Origin of the sequence: Mucilaginibacter sp. AK015 (assembly GCF_014200785.1) — a bacterium.
Taxonomy (GTDB): Bacteria; Bacteroidota; Bacteroidia; order Sphingobacteriales; family Sphingobacteriaceae; genus Mucilaginibacter.
The window spans coordinates 439,446-458,500 of sequence record NZ_JACHCV010000001.1 but is presented as its reverse complement, the minus strand read 5'-3'; the positions used below and the strand labels follow the sequence as shown (position 1 = coordinate 458,500).

The window sequence follows — 19,055 nt, the reverse complement described above, 5'->3', positions numbered from 1 at the left end:
AACTGTTATGAAATTATTCGACGTATATCCAATCAATCCAATCAATATAGTTAAGGGCGCAGGCAGCCTTGTTTATGACGATAAGGGTACCGAGTACCTTGACCTTTATGGCGGGCACGCCGTTATATCAATCGGCCATACTCACCCGCATTACGTAAAACGTATAGAAGACCAACTTCACCAGATAGGTTTTTACTCTAACTCTGTCGAGATCCCGTTACAAAAACAACTGGCCGAAAAAATGGGTCACGTATCCGGGAAGGAAGATTATCAGCTGTTCCTGTGCAACTCAGGTGCCGAAGCCAACGAGAACGCCCTGAAGCTGGCATCGTTTTACAATGGCGGGAAAAAGATCATCGCTTTTAAAAAAGCTTTTCATGGTCGTACATCGTTAGCGGTTGCTGCAACAGATAACCCCAAAATTGTTGCCCCGGTCAATGAAACGGATAATATAATATTCCTGCCCTGGAATGACGAAGCAGCCCTTGAACAGGCGTTTAAGGATAATGAAGTATCGTCGGTGATCATTGAAAGCATACAGGGTGTTGGCGGCATACAGATTGCAGCATTGAGCTTTTTACAAAAAATACGCTCGCTTTGCGATCAAAACAACGCTGTTTTTATTGCCGATGAGGTGCAGTGCGGTTATGCGCGTACAGGCAGGTTTTACGCGGCAGACCACGCCGGCGTAAATGCCGATATTTATACCATGGCAAAAGGTATGGGCAATGGCTTCCCTATAGGGGGGATAAGCATTTCGCCAAAAATAAAACCTGCTTATGGTATGCTGGGCACTACGTTTGGCGGCAATCACCTGGCCTGCGCCGCTGGCTTAGCCGTACTGGAAATAATCGAGCGTGATAACCTAATGCAAAATGCTGCCGAAGTGGGTGGCTACCTGATAGAAGAATTGAAAAAATTTGATAAAGTTAAAGAGGTACGCGGTAAAGGCCTGATAATAGGTATCGATTTGCCCGAAGAATTGGGTAATGTAAAAAAAGACCTGCTGTTTAAGCACCATATCTTTACCGGCGAAGCAAAACCAAACGTAGTAAGGTTGCTGCCTGCGCTGAATTTAACTAAGTCACATGCCGACAGGTTTCTGGAAGCATTTACAACAACATTAAAAAATTCTTAATCACAAATATTGCTTTTTAAGCCCCTTTCCTTTGGTGAGGGACTTAGGGTGAAGCTAAACAGGTAAATAATGAAACTTTTCTCTTCGGTAAATGATGTGAAAGATGTACCGGCGCTGGTTGCCGAGGCATTGCAATTGAAACAAAACCCATATGCGCACCAGCATTTAGGTAAAAATAAAACCTTGAGCCTTGTTTTCCTGAACCCAAGCCTGCGTACCCGCATGAGCACCCAAAAGGCCGGCGTGAATCTGGGCATGAATGTAATTGTGTTGAATATAGACAAAGAAGGCTGGGCGCTTGAACTGCGCGATAACGTGATCATGAACGGCACCACTGTTGAGCACATCCGCGAGGCTGCCGGGGTTATGGGCGAGTATTCGGATATCATAGGGGTACGCTCGTTCCCGGGGTTAAAAGACCGTGAAGAAGACTATAGCGAAACTATTTTCAATAAATTTGTAGAGTTTTGCAAAGTGCCTGTGATAAGCCTGGAATCCGCTACCCGTCACCCCTTGCAAAGTCTGGCCGACCTGATAACTATTGAAGAACTAAAAACAAAAACACGCCCCAAGGTAGTATTAATCTGGGCGCCGCATATAAAGGCCCTGCCGCAGGCCGTACCAAACTCTTTTGCAGAATGGATGTGCAAGGCCGATGTAGATTTTACCATCGCCCACCCGGCCGGATACGAGCTTTGTACGGATTTTACCAATGGCGCAACCATCACCCATAACCAGGATGAGGCGATACAGGACGCGGATTTTATCTATGTAAAAAACTGGTCGGCTTACGAACCTTATGGTGCCGTAACCGGCGGCAATGAGAACTGGATGCTAAGCAACGCCAAACTGGACCAGATGGCCCCCAATGCCCAAATAATGCACTGCTTACCTGTAAGGCGCGACCTGGAACTATCTTCCGAAATATTGGATGGGCCAAAGTCTGTTGTGATACATGAAGCGGGTAATCGTGTTTGGGCGGCGCAGGCTGTGTTGAAGCAGATGTTGGAAACGATGGTTGTAAATTTTAAATCCTAAACGCTAAATTCTAAATATCTATTCGAAATCTTACGTTGCGCTTCTAATCCCTTGACGCTATCACCATGTACGTACCAAAGCATTTTCAACTATCTGATCAACAAGAAGCTATTAGCTTTATGCAGCAATATAGCTTTGCTACGATAGTTACGATGATGAACGGTATACCCGAGGCCACTCACTTGCCGTTTTTGGTAGAGCAGCGGGGAGAACATGTGGTTTTGGTTTCACACTTCGCCAGGGCTAACCCACAGTCGCGGGCGGTTTTCAATGAAAAATCGCTGGTAATATTCACAGAGCCCCATGCGTACATTTCGCCATCCAACTACGAAAAGGAACTGAGCGTACCAACCTGGAATTACCTGGCGGTGCATGCTTATGGCAAGGCAACTCTGATAGATGATGAGGCACAGGTGGCGCAATTACTCGAAAAGATGATAGGCTTCTACGAGGCCGGTTACCGTGCGCAATGGGACAAATTGCCAGAAGATTATAAGTTGAAAATGATGAATGGCATTACGGCTTTTGAGATAGTTGTTGAAGACCTGCAAGGTAAAAAGAAGTTGAGCCAAAACCGCACCGAAACAGAGCGACAAAACATTATAGACAGTTTAAGCGTATCGCCTAACAAAAATGAAACTGATATAGTGGCGTTTATGCAGGGGCAAGGGCTTAGTCTTTAGCGTGGCTTTTATAAGTGGCGTTTATTACTTTATTTAACGTAAGCCCCTGCACTATGATAGAGAATATAACGATAAAATAAGTGCCGGCCAGTATAAAATGCCGGTAGTTGGAGGCGGGAAGCGATAGCGCCAACGCTATGGATATTCCTCCGCGCAGCCCGGCCCAAGTAAGTATATTAATACTGCCGTAATTTACATTAAGGGTTCGGCGCAAAAAGGTAAGCGGCAGCATGATACTGCTCCATCGGGCCACCAAAATCACTATAATACCAATCGCTCCCGAAAGCCAATAGTGCTGCAAAAATGGGAAGTTGATCATCTGCAGGCCTATCATCACAAAAAGCATCGTATTCAGCATTTCATCAATCAGCGTCCAGAACTTTTCAAGCGCCTGGTGCGAGTGGTCGTTATTATCTACATTGATAGAGCGGCCACCTGCGAACAACCCCGCTGTAACAACCGAAAGCGGGATGGAGAGATGCAGGTAAGTGGCTATGAGCGAGTTGGTCATTACCAGGGCAAGGGACACCAGCACAATGGTCTGAAAATCGTTTATCGATTTCATTAGCCGGTGGGCCAAAAAGCCGGTTATAGCCCCCAAGGCAATTCCGCCGAAAACCTCCTGTATAAATAATACTATTGCTTTCGAAAAATCGATACTATCGGTGCCCGATTGGGTTATCTCCAGCAAACTGATAAAAAGTACCAGGCCAATACCGTCATTGAATAGCGATTCGCCTGAAATGATGGTTTCAAGGCTGTTAGGTAGCTTAGATCCGGTCACAATAGCGCTGACGGCCACAGGGTCGGTCGGCGAGATAAGGGCGCCGAACAAAAGGCAGTAGATATATGGTATTTTTATATCCAGCAAGCCGGTAACCCAGTAAAGTAAACTGCCAAATACGATGGTAGATAGGATAACGCCAAGGGTACTCAACAAAAACACCGGACGCATCTCTTTTTTCAAACGCCTGGTGTTAAGGTTAAAAGCACTGGCAAAGAGCAGGAAGCCCAACATAATATTGAGCACCATGGTAGAAAAATTGATATTTGTAGCCAGGATGGTAAGATATTTGGCGCTATTAGGATCTAACTTATCAACCACAATGGTGACCACAGAACCGAGTATCGCCAGCGTCATAATGCCGATGGTTCCGGGAAGCTTTAACCAGCGGGCGTTTATATATGAATAAAGCGCGCTAACAATTACAAGAAGCGCGATAATTAAAAATAAGTGCATTTTTTTTGCTAATAATTTAACTTCACCGTCAGCTACCTCGCTACCGGATCGGTCATCATCGTATCTGTTCTAAAATAATGTATAATAAGGCGGTTATCACTGTTTCGGGTAAAATAATTAACGGCCCAGTTAAAAAACACAATAGCCTTATTACTAAACCCCGCCAATGATATTAAATGCACGAACATCCACAACAACCATGCAAAGAAACCCTGGAAACGTAATTTGTGCAAATCGGCCACAGCCATATTACGCCCAAGGGTGGCCATAGTTCCCAGATCTTTATACACAAAGGGCTTGGTGGGCTTACCCTGTATCAGGCTGGTAAGGTTTTTTGCCAAATGCCTTCCCTGCTGCAAGGCCACCTGCGCCACACCAGGGAAGCCCAGCGGGTTGGCTTCGGTAACAACGGCCGATACATCACCTATGGCAAACACGTTTGTAAATCCCTTTACCCGGTTTATTTCGTCGGTTAAAATCCGCCTGCCTTTCATTACCGCCGCGTCGGGCATCCCATCGGGTACTTCGCCCCTAACGCCTGCCGCCCAAAATACATTGCGGGAGTTGATGGTGGTACCGTCGTCTATTTTCAGTATGGTGCCGTTGTAGCTTTCAACGTGCACGCTGTTGTAAATAGTGATGTCCATATCGGTTAAAAATTTTTTGGCCTTAGCTGATGCCTGCGGTGACATAGCCGCCAATAGTTCGGCTTTACCTTCCACCAAAAACACTTTCATATCGGCATCGCAAAGCCCGGGGTAATCTCTGCATAAAATAAATCGACGCAGTTCGGATATGGCGCCTGCCAGTTCAACTCCTGTTGGCCCCCCGCCTACTATCACAAATGTGAGCAATGCGTCGCGCTCGGCTTTATCAGCCGTTACCAGTGCTTTTTCCAGGTTCTGTAATAACAAGCTGCGGATGTTCAGCGCTTCGGCAATATTTTTCATGGGCATGGTATTGCGTTCGAGTTCCTTATTCCCGAAAAAATTGGTGTTGGCACCCGTGGCTATCACCAGGTAATCATAACTTATATCGCCTATATTGGCCGTAATGGTGTTGCTTTCGGTATTGATATTTTGTACCTCAGCCAGGTGAAAAGTAAAATTCTTTTGCCTGCTGAATATCCTTCTGATCGGGAAACCTATCGAGTCGCCTTCTATGGCACCGGTAGCTACCTGGTATAGCAGCGGCTGAAAAGTATGATAATTATGTTTATCCAGCAGTAAAACCTCTACCGGTGCGTTTTTTAATTTTTTTGCCAGTTGTACCCCGCCAAAGCCACCGCCAATAATAACTACGCGGGGCCGCGCGTTCCTTTTTGCATCCATATGATATATAACCGGCTGCGAGTTAAGGTGTAAACAACCGCTGATGTTATCCCTTTAACAGGTTAAGGATATATGTGTTTTAACAATGAATATTTTTGTGTTAATGTAAAGCGGGTGTGGCTGCATTTTGGAAGCAAAAAAAACTCTGCATCGGTGGTTAAAATCCACATCATCAATAAAAATAGCTATAATTGCCATCGAACTTATATATAATCTAACATGCAAGCCCTGCACATCATTAAAATAGGCGGTAACGTTATTGATAACTCCGAGAACCTGCACCGTTTCCTGAAGGACTTTACGGCGCTTGAGGGTTACAAGATATTGGTGCATGGCGGCGGAAAGGTGGCTACTCAGGTATCTGAAAGTATGGGTATCGAAGCAAAGCTGATTGATGGCAGACGCATAACCGATATTGATACACTGCGTATTGTCACTATGGTTTACGGCGGATTGATCAATAAAAACATTGTGGCCCAATTGCAGCGCTATGGAAGTAATGCCATTGGCCTTACCGGGGCAGACGGCGATCTGATCCGTGCTAAAAAACGCACGGTTAAAACTATCGATTACGGTTTTGCAGGCGATCTTTTCGAACGTTCGGTTAAAGCTGACAGCATTGCAAAGCTGCTTGAAGGCGGCTTTATCCCCGTATTTTGCGCGCTGACACACGATGGTGAAGGCCAGCTGTTAAACACCAATGCCGATACCATAGCCTCTGCGCTGGCAGTAGCTATGTCAGGATCATATGAAACCACGCTTGTTTATTGCTTCGAGAAAAAAGGTGTATTACAGGATATTAACGATGAGGATTCGCTGATAAGGGACATTGACCCGGAACGGTACGATAAACTAAAGACAGAACAAATCATTCACAGCGGTATGCTCCCCAAAATGGATAATGCTTTTACGGCCATTAGCTGCGGCGTTAAGGCGGTTATAATCGGACACTCGGATGATTTGGGACAATTAAAAAATAAAGCGGGCTTTGGTACCCGCTTAAGTAAGTAAGAATAATGGAAACACAGCAACATATAGCCATTTTAGGCAGTGGTAATATTGGCCTTGCATTGGCAAAAGGATTAGTTAAGGCAGGTATTTTTACCCCGCAGCAAATTACCCTTACCCGCCGTAACGTAGCGGCACTGGCCGGCCTGGCAGCCGAGGGTTATAATGTTACGGCCAATAACGCCGAGGCGGTTACTAAAGCGGATATCGTGGTATTGGCAATTTTGCCCCAGCAATTAAACAAATTGCTTGATGAGATAAAGCCTGCCGCCAGCCAAAGTAAGCATTTGCTGATATCGGTGGTATCGGGTGTGAGTTGCCATGACATTCGCAGCCAGCTCAGTTTAGATGTGCAGGTGATCCGCGCCATGCCGAACACGGCCATAGCTATTGGCCACAGCATGACGTGTATTGCTACCGATAATGCGTCGGCGGCTAACATCAGCCTGGTTTTGTCGTTATTTGATACAGTGGGCGTAAGCATCCAGATAAATGAAGAACTGATGACATCAGCAACGGCGTTGTGCGCATGTGGTATCGCATTTTTTTTGCGATCTATCCGCGCGGCATCACAAGGCGGCACCGAAATAGGCTTCCACGCGCACGACGCCCTTAAAATGGCGGCCCAAACGGCCAAAGGGGCCGCGGACCTGCTATTGCAGCTGGCATCGCATCCCGAGCAGGAAATTGATAAGGTGACATCGCCTAAAGGCTGTACTATTGCGGGCCTTAACGAAATGGAACACAACGGATTTAGCTCGGCCATGATAAAAGGAATAAAACTGTCGGCAGAGAAAGCCGGCGCACTTTATAAAAGCGAATAAATAAACATCACACCAACAAATGCATATGAAGTCAGGCAGTATTTTAAAAAGCGTATTTTTAATTGGGGCTTTTTTACTTTGTGCGTTTAAACTTTTGCCACCCCAAAAGGCAAACATCGTATTTATTGGCGATAGCATAACCTTTGGCTCAAACACCGCCGAACTGCAGCCATCTGTATATGCTTTGGATTACCTGGTGAAAAAAAAGGGCCTCATGGTAACGCAAAGCAACCAGGGTGTGAGCGGACATACTACACTTGATTTTTTGCCCGGGGAGCAGGATTTTGATAATACCATTAAGGCTGCCGATGTATTTTACAGAGATACGGAAGCGCAGCTGATATTTTCAATAATGCTCGGGACTAACGACAGTGCCATGCAAGGTACCCACGGGGCGCCGGTATCGCCTGTACAATACGCTGCCAACCTTAAAACTACTGCCGATAGCTTGTTAAAACGTTACCCCAGCAGCAAGATCGTTCTTAATAATCCAATTTATTACAGCCCCAATACTTATAATGGTGCCATGTACCTGCAAGAAGGGCTGGACAGGCTGCAAAGCTATTTCCCGCAAATTGCCGCTTTAGTTAAGGGATATGCTGTTACCAATCCCAACCATGTATACACAGGTTACACTAGCGGGTTTGTTGACTTCAGGAAAAACTATCAATTTACCTTACAGCCTGAGCAGGGTAAGCAAGGGACTTTTTACCTGCACCCCAATAAATCAGGGGCAGGTTACCTGGGTAAAAAATGGGGCGAGGCTATTTACCACGCTTTAACAAATTAATCTTCGGAAGTATCCTTTTTAACGGTTGGCGGGGTTGAAACTATTTCGCCAAACTCGTTTACGTAGGCCATCATATCCTCCAGGCCGCCGCCGGCCGAGTTTTCCTGGCGTTCTTGTTTGCGTAATGCCTTTTCTTCTTTTTTCTTTTGCTTGTTTTTTTCAAGCTGTTTCTTCATAAATGTTGCTTGTGATTTAGCCATATATTATCGGGAATTAGTGAATAAAAAAAGCATCCGCTTTAAAAGCGGATGCTTTGTAGGTGTACAATATAGTCATTTTATACGGATTTGCGTTAAATTAATTTAACTAAACGGGCAGTGGGCTGTAAATCAGCATTAAAGTATATCTTACGCTACCGCTTTAAAAGCTTATTTAAAATGCAAAACCTGCCGCTATTTAAAAAATAAAGGTTAGCTTTAAGAAATTCCTTCTCAACGCAAGCAATTTCAATACAGGCATTGCCAATAAGTAATACGGCGCATCAGCTAAGCTGATGGTTGCCGGCAATAATTCTATTATAATACATTAAAATAAACACCATGAGCAAAGACAGAAAAACGGTTAAAGAAACCAAAAAAGCCCCCGCAGTAAACGGGACCAAAAAGCAATCAGCATATCAATCAGGAAAAGGTTCGACTTCTTCCGATCTGTCAAGCAAAAAATAAAGGATTATGAGCGAACAAACGATAGACATCCAAACTAAATTATACTTGTACGATCTTGCTAACCTTGCTAAAGAGCATGGTTTTAAAGCCGATGATAACTGGGAGTTTAGTATGGCAAACAATGCCGAAAGGATAAGTATACAAAAGAACTACTTCCCTACTAACGTAACCAAAATTCTACCCGAAATATTACTGCAGGTATTAAACTCCGTTAGGACGGCGCTTAAGCAATCACTCGCCGTTAACGACGCGCCGGATGCCCGAAGCATTATTGCTGATGAATTGAATTACCTGGTTGCATTTAACCCTAAACGACCAAGGACGTAACAGGTTAACATCTTGTCAGGCTGAACATCGTGGAGTATTTATCGCCGGGTAGTTCCTTAGCTCCGCTCAGGATGACAAATTTACAACAGTTCAGTGGCTAAATTGGCCAGTTCGCTCCTTTCACCCTTTTGCAGGGTGATATGGGCGTAAAGCGGATGCCCTTTGGCCTTATCAATAAGATACGACAGACCGTTGCTTTCAGCATCGAGGTATGGTGTATCTATCTGGTAAATATCGCCGGTAAATACAAATTTACTGTTTTCCCCGGCCCGCGATATAATGGTTTTTACCTCATGGGGCGTAAGGTTTTGGGCCTCGTCTACAATAAAAAATATTTTGCTTAAGGTACGGCCGCGTATAAACGCCAGCGGCGTTATTGATATCTTGTCGTTTGCCACCAGTTCATCAAGTTTGGCCTGCATCTTCTCATCCTCGGCAAACTGATCTTTAATAAACTTCAGGTTATCCCATATGGGGGCCATGTATGGGTCTATTTTTGATTTAACATCCCCCGGCAAAAAGCCAATATCCTTATTACTAAGCGGTATTATGGGGCGTGTTACAAATATCTGGCGATAGTGCTTGCGCTGCTCTAAAGCGCTGGCCAATGCAAGCAGCGTTTTACCGGTACCGGCGTTACCTTGTATGGTAACCAGCTTTATATCGGGGTGCAGCAGCGCGTGTATGGCAAAGGCCTGTTCAATATTGCGCGGATGAATATTTAGGACCGGCTGTTCTGTCACTCTTTCCAGTTGCCCGTTTTGACTATTGAAAAATCCCGACGCCGAACCGTTTTTACTGTTTAGTATGTAAAACCGGTTGCCTGCATCAACAGGAATACCCAGGCTATCGGCCGGCAGGCTGTCATTTTTGCTAAGCTTGCCAAGCAACTTGTCGGTCACCTTATCCAGAGTGGTTTTGCCGGTATAAAGTTCTTCCAGATTTTTAACCTTGCCTGTTTCATAATCTTCAGCATACAGGTTTAGCGCCTTCGCCTTTAAACGCAAACAAATATCTTTAGACACCAGTATAACCTTTTTATCCGGATTTTCGAACTGAAGCCCCAGTGCGGCATTTAGTATGCGGTGATCTATCTTATCCGATCCAAAAACAACTTCTGCGTTAGCGCTGGTATTAGTGGCATCCATAATAACCTTAAAAGATCCTTTGCCTTTACCGTGCAGCGGCACCCATTGGTTAATAAGCCTGCTCTTAGACAGGTCGTCCATGAGCCTGATAAAGCTGCGCGCCTCAAAATTGCGGGTATCGTTACCGCTCTTCATGTTGTCAAGCTCTTCCAGTACCTGTATGGGTATGGCTACGTCATGTTCATGAAAATTTTCAAAGGCGTTGTGGTCATATAGTATAACCGAGGTATCCAGTACAAATATTTTCTTCTTCCCGTCGGGCTTGTCTGTAGCGTCGTTGTTCATTAATGCTAAATTAGGCATTTTGATTGGGGAGCGGCTGCAGTTGTTGAAAATGTTTTATTATCGGCAATGAAGCTGTAAACCATACTTCAACTGGGTTGCCTAAAGGATAGTCGTAAAGTACCCTTATATTGGCGTGTTTGCACCGCATGCATATAACCTGCTCCCCTTAACTTTGACGTATATTAACTAATTTAATAAAATATGAGAAAGATAAAGATCTTAGCACATATCTCGCTGGACGGCGTGGTACAAGCACCCGGCGGCCGCGAGGATAACAGTGATTTTGCGCACAGCGGATGGTCTATGCGGTATTCCAATAAGGCAACGGGCGAAGGCATTGTTGCGGCCCATGGCAGTAAGTACGACCTGCTGCTTGGCCGCCGCACTTATGATGTTTTTGCGAATTACTGGCCTAAGGCCCCGAGCGGCGCCATTGCTGATGGTTTTAATGCAGCCAAAAAGTACGTCGCCACTCATAGGCCCGATAGCCTTGATTGGGGCCCGGTTGAAGATTTGGGAACAGATGTTGTTGCAGGCATCAGGGCATTGCGTGCACAGGACGGCCCCGATCTTATTGTTTGGGGAAGTGTGACGGTGACATCGTTATTGTTTGCGCACGGGATGGTTGACGAGGTAGTGTTATTTGTTTATCCGGTTTTACTGGGGAGCGGTAAACGCTTTTTCACAGACAGTGCCGAAGCATGGAAACTTGAGCTTGTAAACAGTACAGCCGGTTCATCTGGCGTAGTTACCAATATTTATAAATACGCAGGGGCTTTACAGATCGAAAACGCTGCCCGTTAAATTTCGAAGCGGCCATAACTTAATCGAAAATGCCTTAAAATAGGAAAACGGAAGCCTCTTCTTTCGAAATGACCTCCGTTTTTCCCGACCCCATGAATAGCCGTGGCTATCATGAAGCATCAAGTTTTGTGTAAATTAACCGACCTGATCTCCTCTTTGTATAATGCGAACGCCGATGTCTCTTTATTCGCTGTGAATGCCGATGTTTCAATTGTTGACACGTATGCAAACTTTGTCTGACTCCTTGCGGATGGTGACGCTTCCAAATTCGTTCCGCATGTGTCCTTCGTTACTCTCGCGAGTGCGGATGGGTCATGGCTTCTGCGAATATTGATGTTGTCACTTCTCCCGAGGGGAAGTCGACTCCGTTGTTATTCGTGCAACGCTGATACTTCTTTATTCCGTTGAATGCCGATGTCTCTTTGTTACGCTACGCCGATTGCTTCAAGGTCATTATTTTGTTTGCCGCCCTCCGTAGAATCTTGCAAAACCCATAATACCTCATTAATCATCTGCCAGACAAATTGCTTTCGCAATTTAATCCTTTACATGATTCAGGCACTTCCCTTATCTTTAGTTCGCCCGAGGGTCCACCCGATTAAGTTTCTGTATTCCTGTAAGGCTGTCAAAGTACGTCGTTCTTGATGATTACAATATAGGAACATAAAGTATCATTTGTCAAGGCCTTTTTTTATTTTCTTTTTAACATGTTATTAACATAAAACAGCTGGTTATCCACATTACAGAAGCCGTGATATATAAGCGCTTTAAACCTTTTGGCCGGGTTTATAAACAACGCGGTTACTAACAATAAACTAAAAATAGGTACACATACTGCCACATATAAAACGCGCGCATCGACCAGATTTCAAATTTTTTCTGTTAAATGCTTCCAATATCTTTTAGGGATATGGCGCACATGAAGCCTGGTGTTTTTTCGTGACGGAATATTTACGCTGGTGAAATAGTTCTTCCACAAGTGCTGATAAATGGTCTCCTCCTCCGTAAATGCGGCTATAATATTGGCGGCTTTGCCAATGTTTGCAAAGTCAAGTGAAATATATTGGGTATCGTGCAGGTCGTAATAGATGCCGTATTTACGCTTCAGGTCATAAATTATCCATTTTTGATCAGCGTAGCGGCCTTTAAAATGGCGAATAAGCAAAGGCAACACATTAAAATCCGGTTCGATTGCGGCGTAAAAAATATCGTCCTTTAATTTCTGGAAACGCACAAAGGCCTCCATCCTGTGTTTTTCGCGCCTAACCATGCGTACCATTTCTGATACGCGCAGCACAAAACGGTTGCCATAGTCCTCTTCAATGTTTTGCGCCGAATCAAAAGCATACCTGATGTATCCCACCAGGTTATTATCCTCCCCTTCCATTTCGGCTAAATGAGCGGCGTACAACCTTTGTATGCCCATTGCTGACACCCTTTGTGTCAGGCCTTTTAAAACGCGGTTAGCGCGTATCTCATCCGTTGTTACCTGCAACTTATTTTCAAACAAAGCAGCAGTATCCGGTTGATTGCGTTGCAGGTTTACGCGGTCGAGCCGGCGATCGTAAATTTCGAATACAACGGTAAGAAGCCCTTCAAAAGTGCCATCGTAAATAAGTGTGGTCATGGTTTTAAAACAAGTTTAATTGTACCTGTGTATTCTTTAAAAATTTGCTTTGCGATGTCGCCAGTATAAACTGCTTAATGCTACTACCTGTAAGGTCGCGCCGTTCAAATTGGCTGCTGTTGCAAGTGATAAAAAATTTTGCCCGGTTAAGGGCCACGCCTATTTTTTTTAGCTGATCCCAATTAAGCCTGCCAAACCTGCGGGCAGCCACAATTTTTTGTGCCGATTGCAAGCCTATGCCGGGTACGCGCAATATCATTTGCAGGTCGGCTTTGTTAATATCGATTGGGAATACCTGCATATTTCGGATAGCCCAGCTTAGTTTAGGGTCGATATCCAAATCAAGATGCGGCTGGCTGTCGTTCACAATCTCGTTCACCTTAAAGCCGTAAAAGCGCATCAGCCAATCCGCCTGGTACAGGCGATTCTCGCGCACCATTGGCACTGTGGTGTTTAAGGCAGGCAGGCGGCTATCGGCCAGCACCGGTACATATCCCGAATAATAAACCCGCTTTAAATTAAAGTTCTTATAAAAATAGTTAGCCGATTGCAGCACCTGGCTATCGTTCTCTGGGGTTGCGCCAATAATAACCTGCGTGCTTTGGCCTGCCGGCGCAAATATGGGTGCTTTTTTGAAGAGCTTTTTTTCTTCAGTGCGCTGGATAATGGCACTTTTAAGATATCCCATAGGCTTGATCATATCCGCTTGATTTTTATCAGGCGCTAATAATTTCAATCCTGCTTCGGTGGGCATTTCCAGGTTAACGCTCAATCGGTCGGCATACAAGCCCGCTTCATTCATCAGTTCGTCGCTGGCACCCGGGATAGATTTGAGGTGAATATAGCCGTTAAAATTATGCTCGGTACGTAATTTTTTGGCCACCCGTACAAGCCGCTCCATGGTAAAATCAGCATCCTTGAAAATGCCCGAGCTGAGGAATAAACCTTCGATATAATTACGACGGTAAAAGTTAATGGTAAGGTCTACCACCTCCTGCACTGTAAAGGCCGCCCGTTGAATATCGTTGCTTTTGCGCGATACACAATAAGCGCAATCAAATATGCAATGGTTAGTTAATAGTATCTTTAATAACGACACGCACCTGCCATCCTCGGTGTAGGAGTGGCATATGCCGTTACTGGCATTGCCAAGGCCTTTGTTCTCGTTCTTACGCTTACTTCCGCTACTGGCGCAAGATACATCATACTTAGCTGCATCAGCCAAAATATTCAACTTCTCTGTTATCCTGTCTACATTCATACCGTCTCAAAAATACTAATATTATTAGCAATTTTTATAGCTAATATCAGAACTGTTAAGATGTTTTAGGAATACATGGTATTTTTAACGGGCTTCCTTATCTTTATACAAAAACAACTATGCCAGATTTAGATGCGGGATTTTGCAGTCACTTGCAAGCCATTAAAGAAGTTAAACTGAACGACAACCAAGTTTGCGAAGAATGCATAAAACAAGGCACCGAATGGTTCCATTTGCGCACCTGTCAAACTTGCGGGGTCACTTTGTGTTGCGATCAATCTGATGAACAGCACATGACCAAACATTACCACGCTACGCATCACCCGGTAATAGCGTCGGCTCAGCCCGGCGAACGCTGGCTATGGTGTTATCCCGACGAGCAATTTGCAGATTATTGAGCAAGTAGCTCATCTACCAGTTTAGGTACCCCTATTGTAGCTTTGTAAGGCATTTCAATGATGCTTCTGTTACTAGCAGTAGGTATGTTTGGATCAATGATGTATTTTTTTACCTCTCTGGGCACATAATTGATCAATCCAGCGGCAGGATAAACGGCCAGCGAAGTACCGATCAAAATAAACAGGTCGGCCTGGCTGCAAATTTGCGCCGCGGTTTCTATCATGGGCACCGCTTCGCCAAACCATACCACATGTGCGCGCAGCTGCGATCCTAATTCGCACTTCTCGCCCATTTTTATCTCCCAGCCATTAATTGGGTAAGTAAGACTCGCCTTGACGCTCGACTGCGACCGCGTAATGATGCCATGCAGGTGCACTACATTGGTTGAGCCGCCCCGCTCGTGCAGGTCGTCGATGTTTTGGGTGATGATGGTCACCTCGTATTTATCTTCAAGTTTGGTCAGCGCGTAATGAGCGGCATTAGGCTTAGCCTCCAGGACCGATTTGCGGCGCTGATTATAAAAATCCTGCACCATTTCGGGATTGCGCTGCCAGGCTTCGGGTGTGGCTACATCTTCAATATTATATCCTTCCCACAAGCCGTCGGTATCCCTGAAGGTTTTTAGGCCACTTTCAGCGCTTATCCCCGCGCCGGTAAGCACTACTATTTTTTTCATAATTTTAAGATTCGAGGAAAAGCATCACATTTTCGCCTCACAAAAAAAGCGGTTAACCCTGGCTAACCGCTTTTTTTGTGTATTTTATTTAATTTATAAAGCCAGTTGCCTTTGTGTTTGCAGCGAGGTATACTTTCTTTTAGCCAGTTCAAATCCGCCAAACAGGATGGCGCCGTATAAGGCATCGGCTATAAGCATGTTTGTTTCAAACGGGTAAATAGCCGCGGTTAACGATTGGCCATAGCCTGCAAGCGTATGCGGATAAAAAGTTCCGTATAAAAATGGAAGATCCATAATTAGCCAGTGTATCATTACCGACACTACCGATGCTGCTGCAACGCTTACTATATTCACCTTTTTTATAAAGGTGCCAACCAATACCATTAGCATAAAGCAACCGTACACCCATAACGAGCTGCCGGTAAACACAATCAACTTATACGTGTAAATATAATTTACAAAAATATCGCTCACAAAAAGCGATAGCATTGGTATAAGGTAAGCCTTCCACTTATCATTAAAATAGGCACCTGCAAACAGTGCTATGGCACCCACCGGGGTAAAATTACTAAGCAGGGGCACCTGTGTGTTTACAAGGCGCATTGCAGTTGCAGCAAGTATTATTAGTATAAGTACGCTATTGCGGGTGTTGATCTTGTGTAATGACATGGTTTTAATTAAAGTTCAAATTTATTGATAATACACTGCAATTTAAAATGCTATTTATTAACCAAAACTATTTTACCGGGGCTTATGCCGGTTTCAATGGTGTATTCTTTTTTGCCGGTCTTGTCAAACGCCGTTACAGATCCGTTTGACGAATAATCTTTGGCGTCGGCAATAAACACTTCGCCGGTAATGCTGTCAATCGTAATAGCATATGGCGAAGTAATAGTTACATCGCCGGTTATAAAGTTTGCACGCTCGGGCTGCTGGGTTTTGGCGTTGTACATTGCTATCTTATTATCAGCTGTGGGATAATAAACATAATCGCCGGTGGCAGCAATGGGCAGGTTATATCCAAGGGTTAGGTCACTTTGCGACGTAACGGCATCAGTAGTTGTATTTATAATAGTGATACCGGCCGATACATCGTTATAGTTACCTGCAGATAGCACATATACGTTGCCGTAAGTATCAGCAGCGATGGTGATTGGGTTAACCGTTACCGTTATCTTTTTGGTTTCGCTTAAAGTGGCAAGGTCAATTACCGACACTGTTTTATCCAGGTCGGGATAATCTAAGCCACCCGAATTGGCTACATATAATTTACCATTTGATACCGCCATTTGCTCGGGATTTCGGCCAACTTTTATGGTTTTAACTATCGCAAGCGAGGCAGTATCGATCACTGATACTGTACCATTGTAAGATGTTACAAAGGCATTGCTTTTGTAAAAAACCACGCTGCGTGGTTGTGTAATACTGATCTTTTTGATCAGCTTAACCGTTTTTGCTTCGGCTACATCTACCAGGTCTGAATTGTTTACCACAATGAACATTTTTGAGCCATAGATCCCCAGGTCATTACCGGTATCGCCTAATTTTTCGGTATTGGCGGCGGTAAAAATGTCCGGCGTAAGCTTTTTAGCGGCGTAATCATAATAAGTAAGCGTACTGTTATTGTGGCCAATGCCGCCCTGGTTTAAAATGTACAGCCCGGCCCTTTCGGCATCGGGCTTATCAGGGGTAGGTTGTACCTTATCTTTACTGCACGATGTAAGTAAAGTGGCAAAAGCAAGCGAAATAAACAGGTACTTTGGTTTAAAGTGTTTCATGTGATGATGTTATATAGTTATTTGAAATGTAATTCGTACAGAGCGGCCGGGCATAGGGTAACTTTGCACCACCATATAGCCTTTGTTGAACAGATTATTAACCTCCGCGGATACCACCAAAGGCAGACCTTTGCAAGCGCCTTTATAAACCAACGTCGCATCACTTACCGTATATTTTGGCAGGCGATCGTCGTCATTGTTATTATTGTTGTAGTATCGTGGGGAAAGTTGTTGTTGATTATAATAAACCCCCATCGGCCCGGTGGTTACGCCGATATTAAATGCAAAGGTGTTTTTTGGGATATAAGGCAACTGATTAAGGTAAATAGAGGATGTTGGATCGGTTAGGTTTCGTGCCTGCTGATGCGAGTAGTTAGCTGATAGCACAATGTTATACCCCGCCCCTAACATGGCCTGTGTCTTTAGGCCGGCGTCCAGCCCTTTTATGTCAACTTTACCAAAATTTTCTACTGAGCCGTTGTATAAATTAGGTGTATATACAATCTTGTTTTTTACGTTGTTATAGTAAGCATCCGTAGTAAGACTGACGTATTGAAAAAAGCCGTTAAGGTTTCTGCTATACGTGAAGCCAAGGTTATACTGGTTGGTAAACTCTGGTTTAAGTTTAGTATTAGTAATGAAATTATAATACAATTCGTTGAAAGTTGGCGCCCGGAAAATATACTTATAAAAGCCCCTTACCTGGAAGCCCTGGTCATCAAACGGTTTTATGGTAGCCATTATCGTTGGCGAAAATATATTGCGATGCGGAATGGTAGTGCCCGTAGCAACCGACTCCGAGATATCTGTATTAAGCAGGCTTGCTTGCAATATGGTTTTTCCCAGCACCAGTGTGCTTGCCAACACATTTAACAACGCAAACCGTGTTGGGTAGCGAAACCCCGGCAAATTAGCGCTCATATTATTTACAGAAATATCTGTTGCGTAGGAAACGTCCCAATTTGGTAGAAGGTGATAAGACAACGCCGCCGACTGGTAGTATTCATGCTGCTTAAACTGCTGATCCAGAAAACCGGCAGAACTCGGAAACTGGGGGTTAAAATAATGCAGGTAATTTTGGGAAAACTTGCTGTTAATTAGCAAATGGATACCCTGGCTAAACACATGTTCGTAACCGGTTTGCAAAAATAGGTCTTTGTTCCATAAGCGCTGGCCTGCCGGCGGTGGTTTGTTGATAATAACAGGGCCGGGAAGCCCTCTATCCGAATTATAATAGTTAGCATGAAGGTTAAACTTACTGCTGTCGTTTTTCGTCCAATAAAGCGCGCCATCAACCTGTTGGGCATTAATGGCCGAACCTAACCGTGTTTGCTTGCTTTTAAGCAGTCCGTCGTCGTTGATGTAAGTATAGCGACCATTAGCCTTTTGCAAATAGCCATTTACAATAAACGACCAGCTATTGCTTAAACGCTGCTGCCATTGTACATAAGGGTTAAACAAACCGAACGAACCGGTTTTAACTCCTGCGGTTATAAGGTATGGTTTATCAGTATTTAACCGAGGCTTAATAGTTGTGATGGAAAGGATACTGGCGGATGCAAATGACCGTGCAGGCTGCAGAATATTGGGAGGCTGCCCGTTATATAAGGCTATGTACTGTATATTGTTAAGATTGAGCCTGCCCAGGTCGACCTGCCCGTTCTCCGCATCATTAATTTGCACGCCATCGTACAATACTGCTAAATGGTTGGCACCTAAACCCCGTACCGAGACCGTTTTGAGACCGCCTACCCCACCATAGTCCTTAATATTGACACCCGCAAAATTGCGTATGGCATCTGCAACGTTGGCGGCGCTATACCGGGTAAAATCTGCCGCGGTTACCTGTTGTGATGGGGTTATGGTTTGGATATAGGGGGCCTTTGCAGATGATATCAAGACCTCTTTTAGTTTTTTGCTTGTGTCCTGCTGTGCAATTACCTTAAAAGTTGGCAAAAGAAGTATCCATACAAAGCACACGTATTTAACGCGTTTATAAGTAAAAATGCAGGATAATTTTTTTTTCATGTTGC

Annotated in this window: 20 protein-coding genes; 10 read left to right on the top strand and 10 right to left on the bottom strand. The window is 44.5% G+C overall.

Translation table 11 applies throughout. From position 1 onward, the window contains the following. Positions 1–7: 7 nt before the first annotated feature. The 3 genes from HDC91_RS01860 to HDC91_RS01850 all read left to right on the top strand — a co-directional run bounded on the left by HDC91_RS01860 (position 8) and on the right by HDC91_RS01850 (position 2,859). The gene (locus HDC91_RS01860; RefSeq protein WP_183547953.1) at positions 8–1,138 is read left to right on the top strand and encodes an aspartate aminotransferase family protein; all 1,131 of its coding nucleotides are present in this window, start codon (positions 8–10) and stop codon (positions 1,136–1,138) included. A 69-nt stretch (positions 1,139–1,207) separates the two neighbouring features. Then, entirely contained in the window at positions 1,208–2,176 is a 969-nt protein-coding gene (locus HDC91_RS01855) for an acetylornithine carbamoyltransferase (RefSeq protein ID WP_183547951.1), read from the top strand. 65 nt (positions 2,177–2,241) lie between these two features. Beyond that, positions 2,242–2,859, top strand: a complete 618-nt coding sequence (locus HDC91_RS01850) for an FMN-binding negative transcriptional regulator (RefSeq protein ID WP_183547949.1) — start codon at positions 2,242–2,244, stop codon at positions 2,857–2,859. Here HDC91_RS01850 and HDC91_RS01845 read toward each other — a convergent pair. Beyond that, a complete protein-coding gene (locus tag HDC91_RS01845) occupies positions 2,849–4,099 on the bottom strand; it encodes a sodium:proton antiporter (RefSeq protein ID WP_183547948.1) in 1,251 nt (416 codons plus the stop codon). The two genes, HDC91_RS01850 and HDC91_RS01845, sit on opposite strands and share 11 nt — an antisense overlap. A 32-nt stretch (positions 4,100–4,131) precedes the next feature. After that, positions 4,132–5,430, bottom strand: coding sequence for an NAD(P)/FAD-dependent oxidoreductase (locus HDC91_RS01840; protein ID WP_183547946.1), 1,299 nt, complete (start codon positions 5,428–5,430; stop codon positions 4,132–4,134). A 219-nt stretch (positions 5,431–5,649) separates the two neighbouring features. Between HDC91_RS01840 and argB the strand changes: the two genes are divergently transcribed. Genes argB through HDC91_RS01825 form a run of 3 tightly spaced genes read left to right on the top strand, consistent with a single transcriptional unit; the run spans position 5,650 to position 8,052 of the window. Then, the gene (gene argB, locus HDC91_RS01835; protein WP_183547944.1) at positions 5,650–6,441 is read left to right on the top strand and encodes an acetylglutamate kinase; all 792 of its coding nucleotides are present in this window, start codon (positions 5,650–5,652) and stop codon (positions 6,439–6,441) included. A gap of 5 nt (positions 6,442–6,446) precedes the next feature. Then, positions 6,447–7,262, top strand: coding sequence for a pyrroline-5-carboxylate reductase (gene proC / locus HDC91_RS01830; RefSeq protein WP_183547942.1), 816 nt, complete (start codon positions 6,447–6,449; stop codon positions 7,260–7,262). 25 nt (positions 7,263–7,287) lie between these two features. Next, a complete protein-coding gene (locus HDC91_RS01825; RefSeq protein ID WP_183547940.1) occupies positions 7,288–8,052 on the top strand; it encodes a GDSL-type esterase/lipase family protein in 765 nt (254 codons plus the stop codon). Here the strand turns inward: HDC91_RS01825 and HDC91_RS01820 are convergent. After that, positions 8,049–8,252 (bottom strand): hypothetical protein, encoded by a 204-nt coding sequence (locus HDC91_RS01820; protein WP_183547938.1) that lies wholly within the window; start codon positions 8,250–8,252, stop codon positions 8,049–8,051. The two genes, HDC91_RS01825 and HDC91_RS01820, sit on opposite strands and share 4 nt — an antisense overlap. Before the next feature lie 339 nt (positions 8,253–8,591). On the opposite strand from HDC91_RS01820, the gene HDC91_RS19910 reads away from it, so the two are divergent. Beyond that, positions 8,592–8,717 carry a hypothetical protein gene (locus HDC91_RS19910; protein ID WP_255456699.1) on the top strand — a complete coding sequence of 42 codons (126 nt, stop codon included), beginning with the start codon at positions 8,592–8,594 and terminating at the stop codon, positions 8,715–8,717. A 6-nt stretch (positions 8,718–8,723) separates the two neighbouring features. Beyond that, positions 8,724–9,044 carry a hypothetical protein gene (locus HDC91_RS01815; RefSeq protein ID WP_183547936.1) on the top strand — a complete coding sequence of 107 codons (321 nt, stop codon included), beginning with the start codon at positions 8,724–8,726 and terminating at the stop codon, positions 9,042–9,044. An 80-nt stretch (positions 9,045–9,124) separates the two neighbouring features. Here the strand turns inward: HDC91_RS01815 and HDC91_RS01810 are convergent, their stop codons facing one another. Next, positions 9,125–10,495, bottom strand: coding sequence for a PhoH family protein (locus HDC91_RS01810; protein ID WP_255476636.1), 1,371 nt, complete (start codon positions 10,493–10,495; stop codon positions 9,125–9,127). Between the two features lie 183 nt (positions 10,496–10,678). On the opposite strand from HDC91_RS01810, the gene HDC91_RS01805 reads away from it, so the two are divergent. Further along, positions 10,679–11,281 (top strand): dihydrofolate reductase family protein, encoded by a 603-nt coding sequence (locus HDC91_RS01805; protein ID WP_183547934.1) that lies wholly within the window; start codon positions 10,679–10,681, stop codon positions 11,279–11,281. 868 nt (positions 11,282–12,149) lie between these two features. On the opposite strand, the gene HDC91_RS01800 is transcribed toward HDC91_RS01805, so the two are convergent. Continuing rightward, positions 12,150–12,908, bottom strand: a complete 759-nt coding sequence (locus HDC91_RS01800; protein WP_183547932.1) for a TIGR03915 family putative DNA repair protein — start codon at positions 12,906–12,908, stop codon at positions 12,150–12,152. A 4-nt stretch (positions 12,909–12,912) separates the two neighbouring features. Beyond that, on the bottom strand, positions 12,913–14,169 hold the full coding sequence (locus tag HDC91_RS01795; protein ID WP_183547930.1) for a putative DNA modification/repair radical SAM protein: 1,257 nt from the start codon (positions 14,167–14,169) through the stop codon (positions 12,913–12,915). A gap of 119 nt (positions 14,170–14,288) precedes the next feature. Here HDC91_RS01795 and HDC91_RS01790 point away from each other — a divergent pair, with 119 nt between their 5' ends. Next, a complete protein-coding gene (locus HDC91_RS01790) occupies positions 14,289–14,567 on the top strand; it encodes a UBP-type zinc finger domain-containing protein (RefSeq protein ID WP_183547928.1) in 279 nt (92 codons plus the stop codon). Here HDC91_RS01790 and HDC91_RS01785 read toward each other — a convergent pair. From HDC91_RS01785 to HDC91_RS01770, 4 genes are all read right to left on the bottom strand, one after another. Beyond that, entirely contained in the window at positions 14,561–15,244 is a 684-nt protein-coding gene (locus tag HDC91_RS01785) for an NAD-dependent deacylase (RefSeq protein WP_183547926.1), read from the bottom strand. The two genes, HDC91_RS01790 and HDC91_RS01785, sit on opposite strands and share 7 nt — an antisense overlap. A gap of 93 nt (positions 15,245–15,337) precedes the next feature. Beyond that, positions 15,338–15,913, bottom strand: coding sequence for a DUF6580 family putative transport protein (locus HDC91_RS01780; RefSeq protein WP_183547924.1), 576 nt, complete (start codon positions 15,911–15,913; stop codon positions 15,338–15,340). Between the two features lie 50 nt (positions 15,914–15,963). Next, positions 15,964–17,022 carry a YncE family protein gene (locus HDC91_RS01775; protein ID WP_183547922.1) on the bottom strand — a complete coding sequence of 353 codons (1,059 nt, stop codon included), beginning with the start codon at positions 17,020–17,022 and terminating at the stop codon, positions 15,964–15,966. Between the two features lie 9 nt (positions 17,023–17,031). Continuing rightward, a complete protein-coding gene (locus tag HDC91_RS01770) occupies positions 17,032–19,050 on the bottom strand; it encodes a TonB-dependent receptor (protein ID WP_183547920.1) in 2,019 nt (672 codons plus the stop codon). Positions 19,051–19,055 lie beyond the last annotated feature (5 nt).

What these genes read in the sequence shown, in the direction of transcription:
- HDC91_RS01860 (WP_183547953.1), top strand. Translation starts at nt 8, where the DNA reads ATGAAATTATTCGACGTATATCCAATCAATCCAATCAATATAGTTAAG.
- HDC91_RS01855 (WP_183547951.1), top strand. Translation starts at nt 1,208, where the DNA reads ATGAAACTTTTCTCTTCGGTAAATGATGTGAAAGATGTACCGGCGCTG.
- HDC91_RS01850 (WP_183547949.1), top strand. Translation starts at nt 2,242, where the DNA reads ATGTACGTACCAAAGCATTTTCAACTATCTGATCAACAAGAAGCTATT.
- HDC91_RS01845 (WP_183547948.1), bottom strand. Translation starts at nt 4,099, where the DNA reads ATGCACTTATTTTTAATTATCGCGCTTCTTGTAATTGTTAGCGCGCTT.
- HDC91_RS01840 (WP_183547946.1), bottom strand. Translation starts at nt 5,430, where the DNA reads ATGGATGCAAAAAGGAACGCGCGGCCCCGCGTAGTTATTATTGGCGGT.
- argB (WP_183547944.1), top strand. Translation starts at nt 5,650, where the DNA reads ATGCAAGCCCTGCACATCATTAAAATAGGCGGTAACGTTATTGATAAC.
- proC (WP_183547942.1), top strand. Translation starts at nt 6,447, where the DNA reads ATGGAAACACAGCAACATATAGCCATTTTAGGCAGTGGTAATATTGGC.
- HDC91_RS01825 (WP_183547940.1), top strand. Translation starts at nt 7,288, where the DNA reads ATGAAGTCAGGCAGTATTTTAAAAAGCGTATTTTTAATTGGGGCTTTT.
- HDC91_RS01820 (WP_183547938.1), bottom strand. Translation starts at nt 8,252, where the DNA reads ATGGCTAAATCACAAGCAACATTTATGAAGAAACAGCTTGAAAAAAAC.
- HDC91_RS19910 (WP_255456699.1), top strand. Translation starts at nt 8,592, where the DNA reads ATGAGCAAAGACAGAAAAACGGTTAAAGAAACCAAAAAAGCCCCCGCA.
- HDC91_RS01815 (WP_183547936.1), top strand. Translation starts at nt 8,724, where the DNA reads ATGAGCGAACAAACGATAGACATCCAAACTAAATTATACTTGTACGAT.
- HDC91_RS01810 (WP_255476636.1), bottom strand. Translation starts at nt 10,495, where the DNA reads ATGCCTAATTTAGCATTAATGAACAACGACGCTACAGACAAGCCCGAC.
- HDC91_RS01805 (WP_183547934.1), top strand. Translation starts at nt 10,679, where the DNA reads ATGAGAAAGATAAAGATCTTAGCACATATCTCGCTGGACGGCGTGGTA.
- HDC91_RS01800 (WP_183547932.1), bottom strand. Translation starts at nt 12,908, where the DNA reads ATGACCACACTTATTTACGATGGCACTTTTGAAGGGCTTCTTACCGTT.
- HDC91_RS01795 (WP_183547930.1), bottom strand. Translation starts at nt 14,169, where the DNA reads ATGAATGTAGACAGGATAACAGAGAAGTTGAATATTTTGGCTGATGCA.
- HDC91_RS01790 (WP_183547928.1), top strand. Translation starts at nt 14,289, where the DNA reads ATGCCAGATTTAGATGCGGGATTTTGCAGTCACTTGCAAGCCATTAAA.
- HDC91_RS01785 (WP_183547926.1), bottom strand. Translation starts at nt 15,244, where the DNA reads ATGAAAAAAATAGTAGTGCTTACCGGCGCGGGGATAAGCGCTGAAAGT.
- HDC91_RS01780 (WP_183547924.1), bottom strand. Translation starts at nt 15,913, where the DNA reads ATGTCATTACACAAGATCAACACCCGCAATAGCGTACTTATACTAATA.
- HDC91_RS01775 (WP_183547922.1), bottom strand. Translation starts at nt 17,022, where the DNA reads ATGAAACACTTTAAACCAAAGTACCTGTTTATTTCGCTTGCTTTTGCC.
- HDC91_RS01770 (WP_183547920.1), bottom strand. Translation starts at nt 19,050, where the DNA reads ATGAAAAAAAAATTATCCTGCATTTTTACTTATAAACGCGTTAAATAC.